Consider the following 15,324-nt stretch of genomic DNA (forward strand, 5'->3'; position numbering starts at 1 on the left):
GCACGCGCGCATCACGGTGGGGCGCCCCGCCGCGCATTGCCAAACGCATGCGCGACGGGGCGAAAAACGCCGCTCTGGGCTGAGAGCGGCGTGGTGGGGTCCGCAGCGGCACCCGGCGGCGCCGGGGAAGCCTTGGTCGGTCAGACGTCGTCGTTGGGTGTCCGCCTGTCGGATTTCGCGTATTACACTTCTTTACGTTCGTGCGTGCGATTTTTCATGCAATCGTCGCGATGAACGCCTACACTTTCGCCACGCCTTTCGAGAAATCCGCCGCGCTTGCGCTCACCTTCGGTGGCCGCGTCCAGCGCGGTGTTTTTTTCGCCACTTCACGGCGCGTTTCCTTTTCAACCACCTAGGGAGTGCAGCGATGGGTCTTCTTTCGTTTATCAAAGAGGCGGGTGAAAAACTGCTGGGTCATGCCGACGAGCAAGCGGCAGCCGATCCGAATGCCGCGAACCAGACCGCGGCCGATGCAATCAAGAACTACATCAGCACGCAAGGTCTCGACACGTCGAACCTGACCGTCGCGTTCGACGGTGCGTCGCGCACGGTCACGCTGTCGGGCAGCGTCGCCGATCTCGACACGAAGGCGAAGGTCAAGGTCGCGGCCGGCAACGTGCAAGGCGTCGCGGGCGTGAACGACGACGATCTGCAGCCGGACGATCCGCAAGTTCAGTACCACGACGTGAAGTCGGGTGACACGCTGTCGGCGATCGCCAAGGAAGTGTATGGCGACGCGAACAAGTACCCGGTGATCTTCGAGGCGAACAAGCCGATGCTGTCGAGCCCGGACCGGATCTACCCGGGCCAGAAGCTCGTGATTCCGCCGCAGTCCTGAGCACTCGCGCAGCACTGACGTAAAAAAGGCAGGCCGTCGGCCTGCCTTTTTCATTCGTGTGACAGCATGTCGTTTCATGCGTCACGCACACCGCCCGACGGGCAGCCATCGGCTACAGCGTATCGAATGCGCGTTGCAGCGCGTCGCGGCCCCGAATGCCGTTCGCGAGCGCGAGCATCAGCAGCACGCGCGCCTTGAACGGGCTCAGCGACCCGGCGCTCACGAAGCCGAACGCGTCGTCGTTCGCGGCACCGTTGCGCATCACGTGGCCCGAGCCGACGCGCGACGCGCGCACCACGGCGACCCCCGCGTTCACCGCATCGGCGAGTGCCGCCTGCAGCGTCGCATGAATCGACCCGTTGCCGGTGCCCGCGACGACGAGCCCGCGCACGCCGGCCGCAACGAGCGCATCGACGGCCGTGCGCGTCACGCCCGCATAGCTCGTGACGATTTCGACCCACGGCCACGCAGTGGCGATCGCCAGTTGCGCATCGCGCGAACGCGTGACGCGGCGCGCGAATTCGACGCGGCCGTCCTGCACCCAGCCGAGCGCGCCGAGCTCCGGCGTCTGGAATGCGTCGACCGCATAGGTGCTCGTCTTCACGACGTCGCGCGCGCCGTGAATCCGGTTGTTGAACGCGACAAGCACGCCCTGCCCGCGCGCGGCCGGATGAGCGGCGACCGTCACCGCGTTCAGCAGGTTCAGCGGGCCGTCGGACGACAGCGCGGTGGCCGGCCGCATCGCGGCGGTCAGCACGACGGGCTTGTCGCCGGTCACGACCAGATGCAGCGCGTACGCGGTTTCCTCGAGCGTGTCGGTGCCATGCGTGATCACGATGCCGTCAATGTCCGGATCGGCCATCAGCGCGTCGATGCGCGCGGCGAGCGTGTTCCACAGCGGCAGCGCGAGATCCCTGCTGTCGATGCTGGCGATCTGCTCCGCGTCGACGCGCGCGACCGATGCGAGCGCCGGCACCGCATCGAGCAGGAAATTGACGCCGAGCGCGCCGGCCTGATAGCCGGCGGTGCTGGTCGCGTCCGGCGCGGCGCCGGCGATCGTGCCGCCGGTGGCGAGTACGGCGATACGCGGCAAGGCTGCCGCGGACGGGGGAAAAGCGGGGTTCGGAGTATTCATGGCCGCGATTGTAATGGCTCACGGCCGGCATCCGGTAGGACCGGCGCGCAGTATCGATATCGGCCGCCCCGCGTCATGGTTTGTCCCGATCGCCGGCACCCATCCGCCGTCAACGGTCGCGCCGCCCGCGGCGTTATAGGAAGGCCGTTTTGGTGTTTTCACATTGATTTGCCATAATCGGAGCGCACGGCGCGATGCGGCCCTGTTCCCGTTGCGCCGGGTTTCGTGACGGCGTCGATATAAAACGCAATTCACCCCATGGGAGTGTCGAAATGAAAATCCAATCGCTCGTAGCCGCAGTACTTCTCGGCGGCATGCTGGCTTCCCCGGCTTTCGCCGCGAACAGCCAGCAGGACAAGATGAAGGCCTGTAACACCCAGGCCGCCGGCAAGACGGGCGACGAACGCAAGGCGTTCATGAAGGACTGCCTGTCGGCCAAGCCCGCGAAGAAGATGACGCAGCAGGAAAAGATGAAGGCCTGCAACACCCAGGCCGCCGACAAGAAGGGCGACGACCGCAAGGCGTTCATGAAGAGCTGCCTGAGCAGCCAGCCGGCCGCCTGAACCCCGGCGCTCCCGTCTCGAATGCCGCGCACCGCTTCGGCGGGCGCGGCATTTTTGTTTTCGCTGCACGCACGGCGGCGCGCGCGACCCGGCAGCGGATGCGTCGCCGCGTCGGCCGCCCGGCGACAACCGCGCCGCAGCGCACGCACACACACGCCCCCCACACCGCCGCCTTCCCGCCCCGCTTCCCCGGCACGCCGCGCGAATGCCGCACACGATGCGGCAATTCGCCGCGTTTTCTTCTATGATGGCTGCAACGCGGCCCATCCAAGTACAAGACGCGCCATCGGGCCGCCCTCAGACGAACGCGCACGCCGCGTCAAACGGAGGCATGGATGGCATGGAGACAACACCGCTGGTTCCGCCGCTGGGTGATCGTGATCGTATTCTGGGCCGTGCCCGTCGCGATCGTCGCCGTGCGCGAGATCCGCGAGGAAATGGCGTACAACAAGGCCGATCTGCAGCTCGCCCTGACCACCTGGCAGCTCACCGACGCGCAGCAGGCGGCCGGCGCCGCCGCGAAGTGCCATGGCGATCCTGACGAAGCGCACGCGGCCGGTTGCCCGGCCGACGTGCTCGCGGCCAACGCGGCACGCCAGCAGGCGGCCCGCGACGAATACGTGGTGCGCCGCAACACGCTCGCCGGCTATCTGTGGCATGCATTCGTCGGCTACTGGGTCGTGCCGGCCGCGTTCCTGTTCGCGTGCGGTGTGGTGATCGCGCTGATCCGCCGCGCGCTGCGGCGCCCGCCGATCAAGCCGCCGGTGCCGCCCGTCCCGCACTGACGCCGCGGGCCCTGCCCGCGCGCCCTGTCTTTCCTTGCCCGCCGCCGACCGTACGCGCGACGCGCCGGCGCGCGCCGATCCGGCCGTTGGCGCGCCGCGACACCCGAAAACGATTTGACGCTTTTTCACGTCCGAACGAAAAGGGGTTGTAATCCACTGTGATATAACTGCCGACGTGATCCGCTCCTTGAGCGAGACTCACTCCGAACATCATCCGATGGAGAAGAACGATGCAAAAACGGAATCTTGTGCTGAAAGCCGCCGCTGCGCTCATCGTCGGTAGCCTCGCGCTCACCGGTTGCACCACCACCCCCGACAAGCCCGACAACGCCGCGACCAACGCGTCGAAGCGTCAGGCGATCGATTCGAGCGTCGACGCCACGCTGTCGCGCATGTACTCCACGGTCAAGGGTTCGCGTGAACTCGTCGCGAAGTCGCGCGGCGTGCTGGTCTTCCCGGACGTGATCCAGGCCGGCTTCATCGTCGGCGGCCAGTCCGGCAACGGCGCGCTGCGCGTCGGCGGCAGCACCGTCGGGTACTACAACACGTCGTCGCTGTCGGTCGGCCTGCAAGCCGGCGCGCAGTCGAAGGCGATCGTGTTCCTGTTCATGACGCAGGACGCGCTCGACGAATTCCGCGGCTCGGACGGCTGGGCAGCGGGCGCCGGCGCCTCGGTCGCGCTCGTGAAGATGGGCGCGAACGGCGCGGTCGACACGACCACGGCCACCGCACCGGTCCAGGTCATCGTGCTGACGAACGCCGGCCTGATGGGCGACGTGTCGATCAACGGCACGAAGGTCACGAAGCTGAAGATCTGACGCTGCGGCAGCCTCGCCCGTGCGCCCCGCGCGCGGGCGACAGACAAACGGCGATGTCCTTGCGGGCATCGCCGTTTTTTCATGTGCGCGCGCAGCGGCTCAGGTCGTCGAATCGATCACCTTGAAGCGCGAGCGCTTCTGCGCGCGAATCAGCGACTGGTACACGTCGACGTACTGCTGCGCCATCCGGCGCGACGTGAAGCGCGCCTCGAAGCGCTGCCGCACGCGTGCGCGCGGCAACAGGTGCAGCCGGTTCACGGCGGCCACCGCGCTGATCTCGTCCTCGACGATGAAACCCGACACGCCCTCGTCCACGACTTCCGGCACGGCGCCGCGATTGAACGCGATCACCGGCGTGCCGCACGACATCGCCTCGATCATTACCAGCCCGAACGGCTCCGGCCAGTCGATCGGAAACAGCAGCGCATGCGCGCCCGACAGGAATTCGGCCTTCTGGTGGTCGGCGATCTCGCCGATGTACTCGACATGCGGCAGCGCGAACAGCGGCTTGATCTCGCGCTCGAAGTACTCCTGGTCGGCCGCGTCGATCTTCGCGGCGATCCGGATCGGCAGCCCGCACTGGCGCGCGATGCGAATTGCCGTGTCGACCCGCTTCTCCGGCGAAATACGGCCGAGGAACGCGAGATAGCGCGGCTCGACGGGCTGCGGCAGGTACATCGTCTCGGGCAGCCCGTGGTAGACGGTCGTCAGCCACTTCGCCTGCGGCAGCGGCTGGCGCTGCGAGTTCGAGATCGAGATCACCGGCGCGGTGTTGAAGGTGTCGAACACCGGCTGCTGCTCGGGCAGGTCGAGCCGGCCATGCAGCGTCGTGACGAACGGCGTTTCCTGCCGGTTGAAGACCGAAAACGAGTAGTAGTCCATGTGGAAATGGAGCACGTCGAAGTCCTTCGCGCGGCGCGCGACCGTCTCCATCAGCAGCATGTGCGGCGCGACCCGGTCGCGGATCGACGAGTCGAGCCGCAGCGCGCGCGGCCATACCGGTTCGAGCTTCGCCCGTGTCGTCGAATCGCCGCTCGCGAACAGCGTCACGTCATGACCGAGATCGACCAGCGCCTCGGTGATGTAGGACACGACGCGCTCCGTGCCGCCGTACAGCTTCGGCGGCACGGATTCGGTCAGCGGGGCGATCTGGGCAATTCTCATGATCCACGTCTCCTGTGTCCTCGGTCGGCCGGCAGGTGCGCTCGTGCGCGCCCCGTCCCGTACGAGCGGGCCGGCCGGATATCTCATTATTATTCGCGATCCCGAGGCCCGGAAGCGCCGGTCTTGCATTTTATGGGGGTTGTTACAGACCGGATACATTCTGCCGGGTGCCCTCCCGTGCGGCGCCGATGCGGGCGTACCGCCCCGCCTGTCCGGCCTCGCCCGCCCGCCGCGGCGATCCCGGCCAGCCTGACCGTGCCCGTCAGCGCGACGGCCACTTCCACGGCGGCAGGTCGCGCGTGTCCGCGTCGACGAGCACGGTCGCGCCCAGCTGCTTGTCGAGCACCAGCGACGCGCAACCGGCCTCGCGCTCGAGCGTCGCGATGAGCCGCGCCGCGTGCGACACGACCAGCACCTGCGAACGCCCGGCCGCCTGCGCGATCAGGCGGCCGAGCGCCGGCAGCAGATCGGGATGCAGGCTCGTTTCCGGTTCGTTCAGCACCATCAGCGCGGGCGGCCGCGGCGTCAGCAGCGCCGCCGCGAGCAACAGGTAGCGCAGCGTGCCGTCCGACAGCTCGGCCGCCGACAGCGGCCGCAGCAGCCCCGGCTGGCGCATCAGCACGTCGAAGCGGCCGCGGCCGCCCGGATTGTCGATGTCGACCGACGCGCCGGGGAACGCGTCGTCGATCGCCGCGTCGAGCGCGGCGGCGTCCCCGATCTCGCGGATCGTCTGCAGCGCGGCGGCCAGGTCGGCACCGTCGTCCGCGAGCACCGGCGTGTGCGTGCCGATGTGCGACTGCCGGGCCGGCGCCTGCGCATCGGTCCGGAAATGATCGTAGAAACGCCACGAGCGGATCCGCTCGCGCACCGCGATCATCTCCGGCGCGCCGACCGGATCGGCGAACTCGGTCATCATGCTGTCGAAGCTCGCGACCGGCTGCGGCACCGTGTGCCAGTCGCCCGAGGCGGTGCGCGCGCGAATCTGCGCGCCCTGCCGGTCGACCAGCAGCGTCGACGGGCGCAGCAGCGCGCCGCCCCAGATGCATTCGCGCTTCACGACGGGATCGAGCGCGAACTGCGAACGGCTCGGCGCCGGCAGACCGAGATCGATCGCATAGCCGAAATCGTCGCCGGCAAAACCGAGCCTGAGGCTCACGGGCCCGCTGCGCACCGTGCCGGTCACCGGCGTGTCGCCGTTCAGCATCGCGCGCGAAAAGCGCTCGGGGCCGGCCCACAGAGTCGACGGCAGCCCGCCTTCGCGCGCGAGCGACGGAATCACGCGGCCCTGCGCGGTGTCGGCGAGCAGCCGCAGCGCGCGGTACACGCTCGACTTGCCGCTGCCGTTCGGCCCCGTGACGACGGTGAGCGCCGCGAGCGGCACGATCAGCTCGCGCAGCGAGCGGTAGTTGGCGATGGCGAGCGTCTTCAGCGCGGTCATGGATAGGAATGGCAGCAGGTACGGGCGCGCGTTCAGCGGCCTTCGGTGGCCTTCGGGTCGGCCGCGGTATTGGCCGCCGTGCTGGCGGCAGGCGGACGCGCGTGCGGCCGCTCGGGATTGGGCTCTTCCGGCGCCGAATCGTGCGGATACAGCTCCATCCGGCTGCGCGGCAGGCATTGCGGATAGCGCGCCTGCAGGTACGCGATCAATCCCTCGCGCACGCGGCAGCGCAGATCCCAGCACGCCGACGCATCGGCGGCACTCACCAGCGCGCGCAACTGCATCGTACGCTCGGTCGCGTCGGTCACCTGCAGCACCTGCACGCGGCCGTCCCACTCGGGCGCCGCATGGACGAGCCGCGCAAGCTCCTCGCGCAGCGGCGCGAGCGGCGTGCGGTAGTCGACCGACAGGAACACCGTGCCGATGATCTCCGAGCTGCTGCGCGTCCAGTTCGTGAACGGGTTTTCGATGATCCACTGCAGCGGGACGACGAGCCGCCGCTGATCCCACAGCCGCACCGACACGAACGAGCCGGTGATTTCCTCGATGCGGCCCCATTCGCCCTGGATCACGACGACGTCGTCGAGCCGGATCGGCTGCGTGAGCGCGATCTGCAGTCCGGCGATCAGGTTGCCGAGCACCGGCCGCGCGGCGATACCGGCGACGAGACCCGCGACGCCGGCCGACGCCAGCAGGCTCGCGCCGACCTGGCGCACGTTCGGGAACGTCATCAGCGCGGCGCCCGTGCCGATGATCACGATCAGCACCATGACCGTCCGCACGAGCACCTTGGCCTGCGTATGGATGCGCCGTGCGTGCAGGTTGTCGGCCGTATCCATCGGATGGGCCTGGATGATCGCATCGCCGACGCCGGCCGCGAGCCGCACCAGCAGCCAGGTCAGCGAGACGATCGAGCCGACCGCGGCCGCGGTGCGCATCCCGCGCACGAACGACATGCCTTCGTCGGCCTGGATCCACAGGAATTCGAGCGCGAGCAGCGCGAGCGTGACGAGCGACGGCTTGTCGATGTAGCGCAGGATCACGCTCATCAGCGGATACGGCTGCGCGATACGCTTGACGATGCGTGCACCGAGTCGATGCACGATCACGACGACCAGCACGACGACGACCGACACGAACAGCGTGCCGAGCCACGAATGCAGCGGCGCATCGGCGATGCGCTGCAATTCCTCGATTGAAATCATCGGCGCCCGGGAGGCTTCGGTTATGAGGCGCATCGGCCTCGTCCTGGATGCGTCGGCGATGTCCGGGCGTCGCACGCACCCGGACGCAGCGTCAAATCAGTTGCCGCCCTTGCAGGGAAACGCCTTGCCGAGACCGAGCGACACCGCGGTGCTCGCGTTGTAGTCGGCCAGCTTCGGATTCTCCGCGATGTACTTGCGCACCGCGTCGGTCATCTGCTGCGCCCGGATGTCGGGCGGCAGGCAGAAATACTGCCCGACGCGCGGCCCGGTGGTGCCGCCGATCGCGTCGATGGTGTTGTAGACGCCATCGGCGGCGCCTTCGATGTAGGCCGCGCACGATGCTCGCGACTTGACGTCCGTCTTCGCGCACAGCCGGTCGAGATCCGCGCCCGTGAACGCCGCCGCCGACAACGGCACGGCAAACGCCGCGGCACAAAACATAGCCCGCAACATGGTGTTCCTTATGTCAATGCGGCCCGAAGGCCGCTCACTGCGCTGACCGGCGCGGCGGCCGGACGCCCGCTGCCGGCCGGTTTCCGGCCGGCCGGGCGCGCCCCGCCGTCGCGCCGAAACCGTCATTTTGCACTCTTTTGCGCATCTGCCGGCGTCGAGGCGCCGATGCGCACCGTCCGCTTGGTCAGAATCTCGATGGCGTCCGGCGCCTTGTAGTGCTTCGCGAAATCGAGCGCGGTGATGCCGAGCTGGTTCTTGACCTGCGGATCGGCGCCCTGGTCGAGCAGCAGCGTGACCGTCGACGCATGGTTGCCGCGCGCGGCCATCATCAGCGGCGTCGTGCCGTTCGGCGACGCGGTGTCGATGTAGGCGTCGTGGTCGAGCAGGATCTTCACGACCGCGTCCTGGCCGTTGGTGGCCGCGTAGTGCAGCGGCGCCCAGCCCTTCTTGCTGACTTCCGCGCCCTTGTCGATCAGCAGCTTGACGAGCCCGACGTCGCCGTTCAGCGACGCGAGCATCAGCGCGTTCTCGCCGGCCTTGTCTTCCTTCTCGAGATCGACGTTCGGCGTCGTGGCGAGCGCCGCGGCGACCTTGTCGGACTTCTCGCGCGCGGCGATCACGAGCAGCGGGTCGCCGTTCGGCGCGAGCGTGTTCGGATCGAGCTTGCCGCTCTTGAGTTGCTGGCCGATGTCGGCGATGTCGTCGAACTTGACCGCCTTGACGACAGCGTCGAGCGACTCGGCGTGTGCGCCGGCGGCAGCAAACAGGCCGCTCGCGACGAGCGCGGCGGCGACGAGTGCGCGCTTGGGCAGGTATGTGGTCGGCTTCGTCATTGTTGTGGGCTCCTTCCCTGGGTTGTGGGCTGTGCCGCGCGTCGTTAGCGAGCGATCTTGAACAGCCGGAAAAAATTTTGCGTCGTCGCATCGGCGAGCGCCTCGACGGCGATCCCGCGTTCCGATGCGATAAAGCGTCCGACATGGCTGACGTACGCAGGTTCATTCGGCTTGCCGCGATACGGCACCGGCGCGAGGTACGGCGAGTCGGTCTCGATCAGCAGCCGGTCGAGCGGCACGCGCCGCGCGACGTCCTGTACGTCGGTGGCGTTCTTGAACGTGACGATGCCCGACAGCGAGATATGGAAGTTCTGCGCGAGCGCCTGCTCGGCAACCGGCCACGGCTCGGTGAAACAGTGCATCACGCCGCCCGGCACGTCCGCGCGCTCCTCGGCCATGATCCGCAGCGTGTCTTCCGACGACGAGCGCGTGTGGATGATCAGCGGCTTCATGGTCGCGCTCGCCGCACGGATATGCGTGCGAAAGCGTTCGCGCTGCCACTCCATGTCGGCGATCGAGCGGCCTTCGAGCCGGTAGTAGTCGAGGCCCGTCTCGCCGATCGCGACGACCTTCGGGTGCGCGGCCAGCTCGACCAGCTCGGCAAGCGTCGGCTCCCGTGCGTCCTCGTGATCCGGATGCACGCCGACCGATGCGTAGACGTTGTCGTGCGCCTGCGCGATCGCGAGCACGTCGGGCAGCGTCTCGAAGTCGACCGACACGCACAGCGCGTGCGTGACGTCGTGCTCGCGCATGTTCTCCAGCACGGCCGGCAGGCGGTCGGCGAGACCCTTGAAATTGATGTGGCAGTGAGAATCGACGAACATCGTGTTTCCTGAATACGTAAGGCGGGCGCTCACGCGCTCGCCGGCAATCGTTTCCCTACCCGGCGGAAATAATTCCCGATTACGCGAACATTTCCCGATAACCGAGAAACAGTTCCTCGAATACGAGCCGCGCGTTGAGCGGATGGTTCTCGACGGTACGCTGGCGCGTCACGGCCTTCATGAAGCGCGCGAACGCATTCGCGTCGACCGCCTCGGCGCAGCGCGCGAGCGCCGTCGCGTGCGTCGGGAAGTAACGCGGCGCGCCCGCCATCCGCTGCGCGAGCAGATCGTACAGCCAGCGCTGCAACCAGCCGAGCACGAGCGGCATCGGCAGCTTCTGCAGCGCCTCGCCGCACGCGAACGGATCGCACGCGGCGCCGGCCGCGAGCTGGCCGAGCGTGAAGTCGCGCAGCGGCCGATTCTCGTCGCTCGCGAGCGCCAGCGCGGCGAGCGGCGCGCCGCCGGCTTCGGCGAGCAGCGCACGCGCATCGTCCACACCTTGCGCCGCGAGCCACGCCTGGGCCGTCTCGGGCGCCGGCACGGTCATCGGCCACTGGCGGCAGCGACTGATGATCGTCGGCAGCAACCGGTCGATACGCGCCGACACCAGCAGGAACACGACGCCCGACGGCGGCTCCTCGAGTGTCTTCAGCAGCGCGTTCGACGCAGCGACGTTCAGCGCCTCGGCCGGATACAGCACAACGACGCGCGCGCCGCCGCGGTGCGAGCCGACTCCGCAAAAGTCGAGCAGCGCACGCACCTGCTCGATCTTGATTTCCTTGCTGGGTGCGCGCGTCTTCTTGCCGCCGTCGTCCGCGTCGGCAGGCTTCGCATCGTCGGCCGCGCCGGGCGCTTCGCCCGCGAGCGCCTCCGGCAGCACGATCCGGTAGTCCGGATGGTTGCCTTGCGCGAACCACGTACAGGCCGCGCAGGTGCCGCACGGCTCGCCGTTCGGCTGCGGCGCTTCGCACAGGAAGCCCTGGGCGAGATGCTGCGCGAACTGCAGCTTGCCGATCCCGGCCTGGCCGTGCAGCAGCAGCGCGTGCGGCCATTGCGCGCGCAGTTGCTGCAGGCGGTTCCAGTCGTCGGTCTGCCACGGATAGATCATGTCGTGCGTTCCTTGCGTGTTACAGCGCGGCGAGCACGCGTTCGAGCTGCTGGCGAATCTCGGGAATCGACTGCGTCGCGTCGACGATCGCGAAGCGGTGCAGCGCCTCTTCCGCGCGCCGCAGGTATTCGCTGCGCGTGCGCGAGAAGAACGCGTCCGACTCGCTTTCGAACTTGTCCGGCATGCGCGCGGCGCCGCGGCGCTCGCTCGCGACTTGCGGCGCGACGTCGAACAGCACCGTCAGGTCCGGCTGGAAACCGCCCTGCACCCAGCGCTCGAGCGTCTCGAGCTTGTCGCGCGGCAGCCCGCGGCCGCCGCCCTGGTACGCGAACGTCGCGTCGGTGAAGCGATCGGACACGACCCAGTCGCCGCGCGCGAGCGCGGGTTCGATCACGAGTGCCAGATGCTCGCGGCGCGCGGCGAACATCAGCAGCGCTTCGGTCTCGAGATCCATCGGCTGGTTCAGCAGGATCTCGCGCAGCTTCTCGCCGAGCTGCGTGCCGCCCGGCTCGCGCGTGACGACGACCTGCCGGCCGCTCGCGGCCAGCTTGTCTTGCAGGCGTTCGCAGAACCATTGCAGGTGGGTGGTCTTCCCCGCCCCGTCGATGCCTTCGAACGTGATGAATTTACCGCTCGCCATTTATTGACCTCGTATGTACTTGTCCACGGCCTTGTTGTGATCGCCGAGCGTGTCCGAGAACACGCTCGTGCCGTCGCCCTTCGCGACGAAATACAGCGCGCTCGTCCGGGCCGGATTGATCGCCGCCTGCAGCGAGGCGACGCCCGGCAGGGCAATCGGCGTCGGTGGCAGCCCGCGGCGCGTATAGGTATTGTAAGGAGTGTCCGCCTGCAGGTCGCGCTTGCGCAGGTGGCCGTCGTACGCGTCGCCGAGACCGTAGATCACCGACGGATCGGTTTGCAGCGGCATCCCGATGCGCAGCCGGTTCGCGAACACGGCCGCGACGAATCCGCGATCGGCCGCATGGCCCGTTTCCTTTTCGACGATCGACGCGATCGTCAGCGCATCGTAAGGCGTCTTGTACGGCAGCCCCGGCGCACGCGCGGCCCATGCTTCGTCGAGGCGCGTCTGCATCAGGTGGTACGCGCGCCGGTAGATGTTCAGGTCGCTCGTGCCCTTGTCGAACAGGTAGGTGTCGGGAAAGAACAGCCCCTCGCCGCTGCCGCGCTGGATCGCGGTGTCCGACGCGCCGATCGCGCGCAGCAGCTCGGCATCGCTCATGCCGGCCGTCGCGTGCACCAGATCGGGATTGCCGTCGAGTTCCGCACGCATCCGCTTGAAGGTCCAGCCTTCGATCACCGTCGCGACGTATTCGTTCACGTCGCCGCGCGCGATCTTCTGCAACACTTCATAAGGCGTGATCCCGGTCTTGAATTCGTAGTTGCCGGACTTCAGCCGGCTCGACAGCCCGAGCAGCCGCGTCATCGCGACGAACCCGAACGGCTCGATCGGCACGCCGCCGCGCTTGAGCTGCACCGCGACGCTTTTCACGCTGCTGCGCGGCTTGATCGTGACGTCGAGCGACGCGGCGCCCAGCAGCAACGGCCGGCTCGCCCAGTAATACCCGCCGCCCGCGCCGGCAGCGGCCACAACGACGGCCAGCGCCACGACAGTCGCGGCGCATTTCTTCAGTAGGGACATGGAAACGTGACTCAGGTAAGACCCATATAATACTTGCTCGCCTTCGTCAAAGTCAGGGTTGACTGTTCCCTCATTCCATGAGCACACCGTTCGCTTCACCGGCTGCCCAGGCCGCATCTGCCTCGCTCCCCGTTTTCCCCCGCCCGTCCGCCGCCGATTTCGACGCGCCGGGCGCCTGCATGCCGCTCGCGCAGTTCGGCGTGATCGACGTGGCCGGCGACGACGCCGCGACGTTCCTGCACAGCCAGCTCACCAACGACATCGAGCATCTCGATGCCGCGAGCGCGCGCCTGTCCGGCTATTGCTCGCCGAAGGGCCGCCTGCTCGCGTCGTTCCTCGCGTGGCGCGCCGGTCACGGCGTGCGCCTGCTGGTCTCGAAGGACGTGCAGGCCGCCGTGCAGAAACGGCTGTCGATGTTCGTGCTGCGCGCCAAGGCGAAGCTCACGGACGCGAGCGACGCGCTCGCGGTGGTCGGCTTCGCCGGCGACGTGCGCGACGCGCTGTCGGGCATCTTCGACGCGCTGCCGGACGGCGTGCACGTGAAGGTCGACGGCCCGGCCGGCGCGCTGATTCGCGTGCCGGATGCGGCCGGCCGCAAGCGCTACCTGTGGATCGGGCCGCGCGCGGAAGTCGACGCGCGCCTCGCCGCGCTCGCCGGCACGCTGCCGGTGGTGTCTCCCGCCGTGTGGGACTGGCTCGACGTTCGCGCGGGCGAGCCGCGCATCACGCAGCCGGCCGTCGAACAGTTCGTGCCGCAGATGGTCAACTTCGACGTGATCGGCGCCGTTAACTTCAGGAAGGGGTGCTACCCGGGCCAGGAAATCGTCGCGCGCAGCCAGTATCGCGGCACGATCAAGCGCCGCACCGCGCTCGCGCACGTCGCCGGCGAGACCGACACCGTGCATGCCGGCATCGAGCTGTTCCACAGCGACGATCCGGGCCAGCCGTGCGGGATGATCGTCAATGCGGCGGCAGCGCCCGCGGGCGGCGTCGACGCGCTCGTCGAGATCAAGCTGGCCGCGCTCGACAGCGGCACGGTGCACCTCGGTTCGGCCGACGGTCCGGCGCTCGCGTTCGATGCGCTGCCGTACGCGTGGCCGACGGAAGTGTGATGCACTGATAACCCGTTCGCGCGCCGGTGCGCACGTTGCAGCCGGCGCCCGATGTTTCCTGCGAGAGATTCGCCCGATGTGTCTGATTGCCTTCGACTGGCAGCCTGATGCCGCCGCCGGTCCCGTCTTTACCCTCACCGCCAACCGCGACGAGTTCTTCCGTCGCACGAGCGCGCCGCTTTCATGGTGGGAGGACGTGCCGGGCGTGCTGGCCGGCCGCGATCTCGAAGCCGGCGGCACGTGGCTCGGCGTATCGCGCGACGGCCGCTTCGCGGCGCTGACGAACTACCGCGCGCCGTTCGACATTCGCGCGGGCGCGCCGACCCGCGGCAAGCTCGTCTCCGACTTCCTCGGCGGCCCGTCCGTCGCGCCGCTCGATTATCTCGGCGCACTGGCCGAGCACGCGGCCGTATACAACGGCTTCAACCTGCTCGTCGGCGACTGGAAGCGCCGCGAGCTCGCGTGGTTCTGCAACCGCGCGGCCGAAGGCGAAACGGGTGTCGCCGCGCCGGTGGCGATCACCGCCGGCGTGCACGCGCTGTCGAATGCGCGGCTCGACACGCCCTGGCCGAAAGTCGTGCGCAAGCGCGCGGAACTCGGCACGCTGCTGACCGACAACCCGACGCCGTCGCTCGACGAGTTGATCGAGCTGATGCGCGACACGCATGTCGCCGACGACGATGCGCTGCCGCACACCGGCATTCCGCTCGAGCGCGAACGTGCGCTGTCGGCCGCGTTCATCGAAACGCCCGAATACGGCACGCGCGGCACGACCGCGCTGCGCGTGACGATGAAGGAAGGCGTGCGGCTGACGGTCGACATCAAGGAACGCTGCGACGACGACGGCTCGCACCGCACCGTGCGCCCGGGCACGTTCGAGCGCGCCGTCACGTTCGACATCGACGCGACGAAGCCGCGCTGAACGGGCGCGCGGCGCTACGGCGCGCGCGCCATCTCGACGTGCCGCACGCCGACTTCGACGAACGGTTCACCGACGGCCACGAAGCCGTGCCGCTCGTAAAACGACACCGCGGCATCCAGCGCGTAGAGCCACACGAGCGGTTCGCCGCGGTGCCGCGCCGCATCCAGCAGCGCGTGCAGCACGGCTGACCCGGTGCCCTGCCCGCGCGCGTCGGCCAGCACCGCGACGCGGCCGATCGTGCCGGACGGCAGCAGCCGCCCGGTTGCGACCGCGCGACGCGCGCCGGTCGTCGTGTCGACCCGATAAGCGACGGCATGGAGCGACAGCGGATCCTCGTCATCGAGTTCCCATTCCGGCGGAATCCGCTGTTCGCGCACGAACACCGCATCGCGAATACGCGCGGCATCGCCGCCGAGCGACGTCCAGTCGCCCGTTTCCACCCAGGTGTCCGTCATCGCTTCCTCCG

General features: G+C 68.5%; 18 protein-coding genes. 7 read left to right on the forward strand and 11 right to left on the reverse strand.

Going from position 1 to position 15,324, the window contains the following annotated elements; translation table 11 throughout:
• The first annotated feature begins 230 nt into the window (after window positions 1-230).
• Window positions 231-356 carry a hypothetical protein gene (locus DCN14_RS39040; RefSeq protein ID WP_264161748.1) on the forward strand — a complete coding sequence of 42 codons (126 nt, stop codon included), beginning with the start codon at window positions 231-233 and terminating at the stop codon, window positions 354-356.
• A gap of 11 nt (window positions 357-367) precedes the next feature.
• Window positions 368-838 carry a peptidoglycan-binding protein LysM gene (lysM, locus tag DCN14_RS24235; protein ID WP_096503069.1) on the forward strand — a complete coding sequence of 157 codons (471 nt, stop codon included), beginning with the start codon at window positions 368-370 and terminating at the stop codon, window positions 836-838.
• A 112-nt stretch (window positions 839-950) separates the two neighbouring features.
• On the opposite strand, the gene DCN14_RS24240 is transcribed toward lysM, so the two are convergent.
• Window positions 951-1,973, reverse strand: coding sequence for an asparaginase (locus tag DCN14_RS24240; protein WP_096503071.1), 1,023 nt, complete (start codon window positions 1,971-1,973; stop codon window positions 951-953).
• Window positions 1,974-2,245: 272 nt separating this feature from the next.
• Between DCN14_RS24240 and DCN14_RS24245 the strand changes: the two genes are divergently transcribed.
• The 3 genes from DCN14_RS24245 (at window position 2,246) to DCN14_RS24255 (ending at window position 4,139) form a co-directional block, all read left to right on the forward strand.
• Window positions 2,246-2,536 carry a PsiF family protein gene (locus DCN14_RS24245; protein WP_006402283.1) on the forward strand — a complete coding sequence of 97 codons (291 nt, stop codon included), beginning with the start codon at window positions 2,246-2,248 and terminating at the stop codon, window positions 2,534-2,536.
• Window positions 2,537-2,871: 335 nt separating this feature from the next.
• The gene (locus DCN14_RS24250; protein ID WP_162826239.1) at window positions 2,872-3,321 is read left to right on the forward strand and encodes a hypothetical protein; all 450 of its coding nucleotides are present in this window, start codon (window positions 2,872-2,874) and stop codon (window positions 3,319-3,321) included.
• Between the two features lie 230 nt (window positions 3,322-3,551).
• A complete protein-coding gene (locus DCN14_RS24255; RefSeq protein ID WP_096503073.1) occupies window positions 3,552-4,139 on the forward strand; it encodes a YSC84-related protein in 588 nt (195 codons plus the stop codon).
• A 99-nt stretch (window positions 4,140-4,238) separates the two neighbouring features.
• On the opposite strand, the gene DCN14_RS24260 is transcribed toward DCN14_RS24255, so the two are convergent.
• The 9 genes from DCN14_RS24260 to mltG all read right to left on the reverse strand — a co-directional run bounded on the left by DCN14_RS24260 (window position 4,239) and on the right by mltG (window position 12,824).
• Entirely contained in the window at window positions 4,239-5,303 is a 1,065-nt protein-coding gene (locus DCN14_RS24260) for a glycosyltransferase family 4 protein (protein WP_096503075.1), read from the reverse strand.
• Window positions 5,304-5,565: 262 nt separating this feature from the next.
• Window positions 5,566-6,741: an AAA family ATPase gene (locus DCN14_RS24265; protein WP_096503077.1), complete on the reverse strand. Its 1,176-nt coding sequence runs from the start codon at window positions 6,739-6,741 to the stop codon at window positions 5,566-5,568.
• A 32-nt stretch (window positions 6,742-6,773) separates the two neighbouring features.
• Complete coding sequence (locus DCN14_RS24270; RefSeq protein ID WP_096503079.1) at window positions 6,774-7,946, reverse strand: mechanosensitive ion channel domain-containing protein; 1,173 nt, start codon at window positions 7,944-7,946, stop codon at window positions 6,774-6,776.
• A gap of 96 nt (window positions 7,947-8,042) precedes the next feature.
• Window positions 8,043-8,399 (reverse strand): Rap1a/Tai family immunity protein, encoded by a 357-nt coding sequence (locus DCN14_RS24275; RefSeq protein ID WP_031399254.1) that lies wholly within the window; start codon window positions 8,397-8,399, stop codon window positions 8,043-8,045.
• A gap of 122 nt (window positions 8,400-8,521) precedes the next feature.
• Window positions 8,522-9,232, reverse strand: a complete 711-nt coding sequence (locus DCN14_RS24280) for an ankyrin repeat domain-containing protein (protein ID WP_096503081.1) — start codon at window positions 9,230-9,232, stop codon at window positions 8,522-8,524.
• A 44-nt stretch (window positions 9,233-9,276) separates the two neighbouring features.
• Window positions 9,277-10,056: a TatD family hydrolase gene (locus tag DCN14_RS24285; RefSeq protein ID WP_096503083.1), complete on the reverse strand. Its 780-nt coding sequence runs from the start codon at window positions 10,054-10,056 to the stop codon at window positions 9,277-9,279.
• 79 nt (window positions 10,057-10,135) lie between these two features.
• Window positions 10,136-11,164, reverse strand: coding sequence for a DNA polymerase III subunit delta' (locus DCN14_RS24290; protein WP_096503085.1), 1,029 nt, complete (start codon window positions 11,162-11,164; stop codon window positions 10,136-10,138).
• 19 nt (window positions 11,165-11,183) lie between these two features.
• Window positions 11,184-11,804 (reverse strand): dTMP kinase, encoded by a 621-nt coding sequence (gene tmk, locus DCN14_RS24295; RefSeq protein WP_096503087.1) that lies wholly within the window; start codon window positions 11,802-11,804, stop codon window positions 11,184-11,186.
• The gene (gene mltG, locus DCN14_RS24300) at window positions 11,805-12,824 is read right to left on the reverse strand and encodes an endolytic transglycosylase MltG (RefSeq protein WP_096503089.1); all 1,020 of its coding nucleotides are present in this window, start codon (window positions 12,822-12,824) and stop codon (window positions 11,805-11,807) included.
• Window positions 12,825-12,901: 77 nt separating this feature from the next.
• Between mltG and DCN14_RS24305 the strand changes: the two genes are divergently transcribed.
• Entirely contained in the window at window positions 12,902-13,936 is a 1,035-nt protein-coding gene (locus DCN14_RS24305; RefSeq protein WP_096503091.1) for a folate-binding protein YgfZ, read from the forward strand.
• A 76-nt stretch (window positions 13,937-14,012) separates the two neighbouring features.
• Window positions 14,013-14,858, forward strand: a complete 846-nt coding sequence (locus DCN14_RS24310; RefSeq protein WP_096503093.1) for an NRDE family protein — start codon at window positions 14,013-14,015, stop codon at window positions 14,856-14,858.
• 14 nt (window positions 14,859-14,872) lie between these two features.
• Here DCN14_RS24310 and DCN14_RS24315 read toward each other — a convergent pair whose 3' ends face one another.
• A complete protein-coding gene (locus DCN14_RS24315; protein ID WP_096503095.1) occupies window positions 14,873-15,313 on the reverse strand; it encodes a GNAT family N-acetyltransferase in 441 nt (146 codons plus the stop codon).
• Between the last annotated feature and the right edge of the window lie 11 nt (window positions 15,314-15,324).

The organism is Burkholderia sp. IDO3, from assembly GCF_003366075.1.
Taxonomy (GTDB): domain Bacteria; phylum Pseudomonadota; class Gammaproteobacteria; order Burkholderiales; family Burkholderiaceae; genus Burkholderia; species Burkholderia anthina.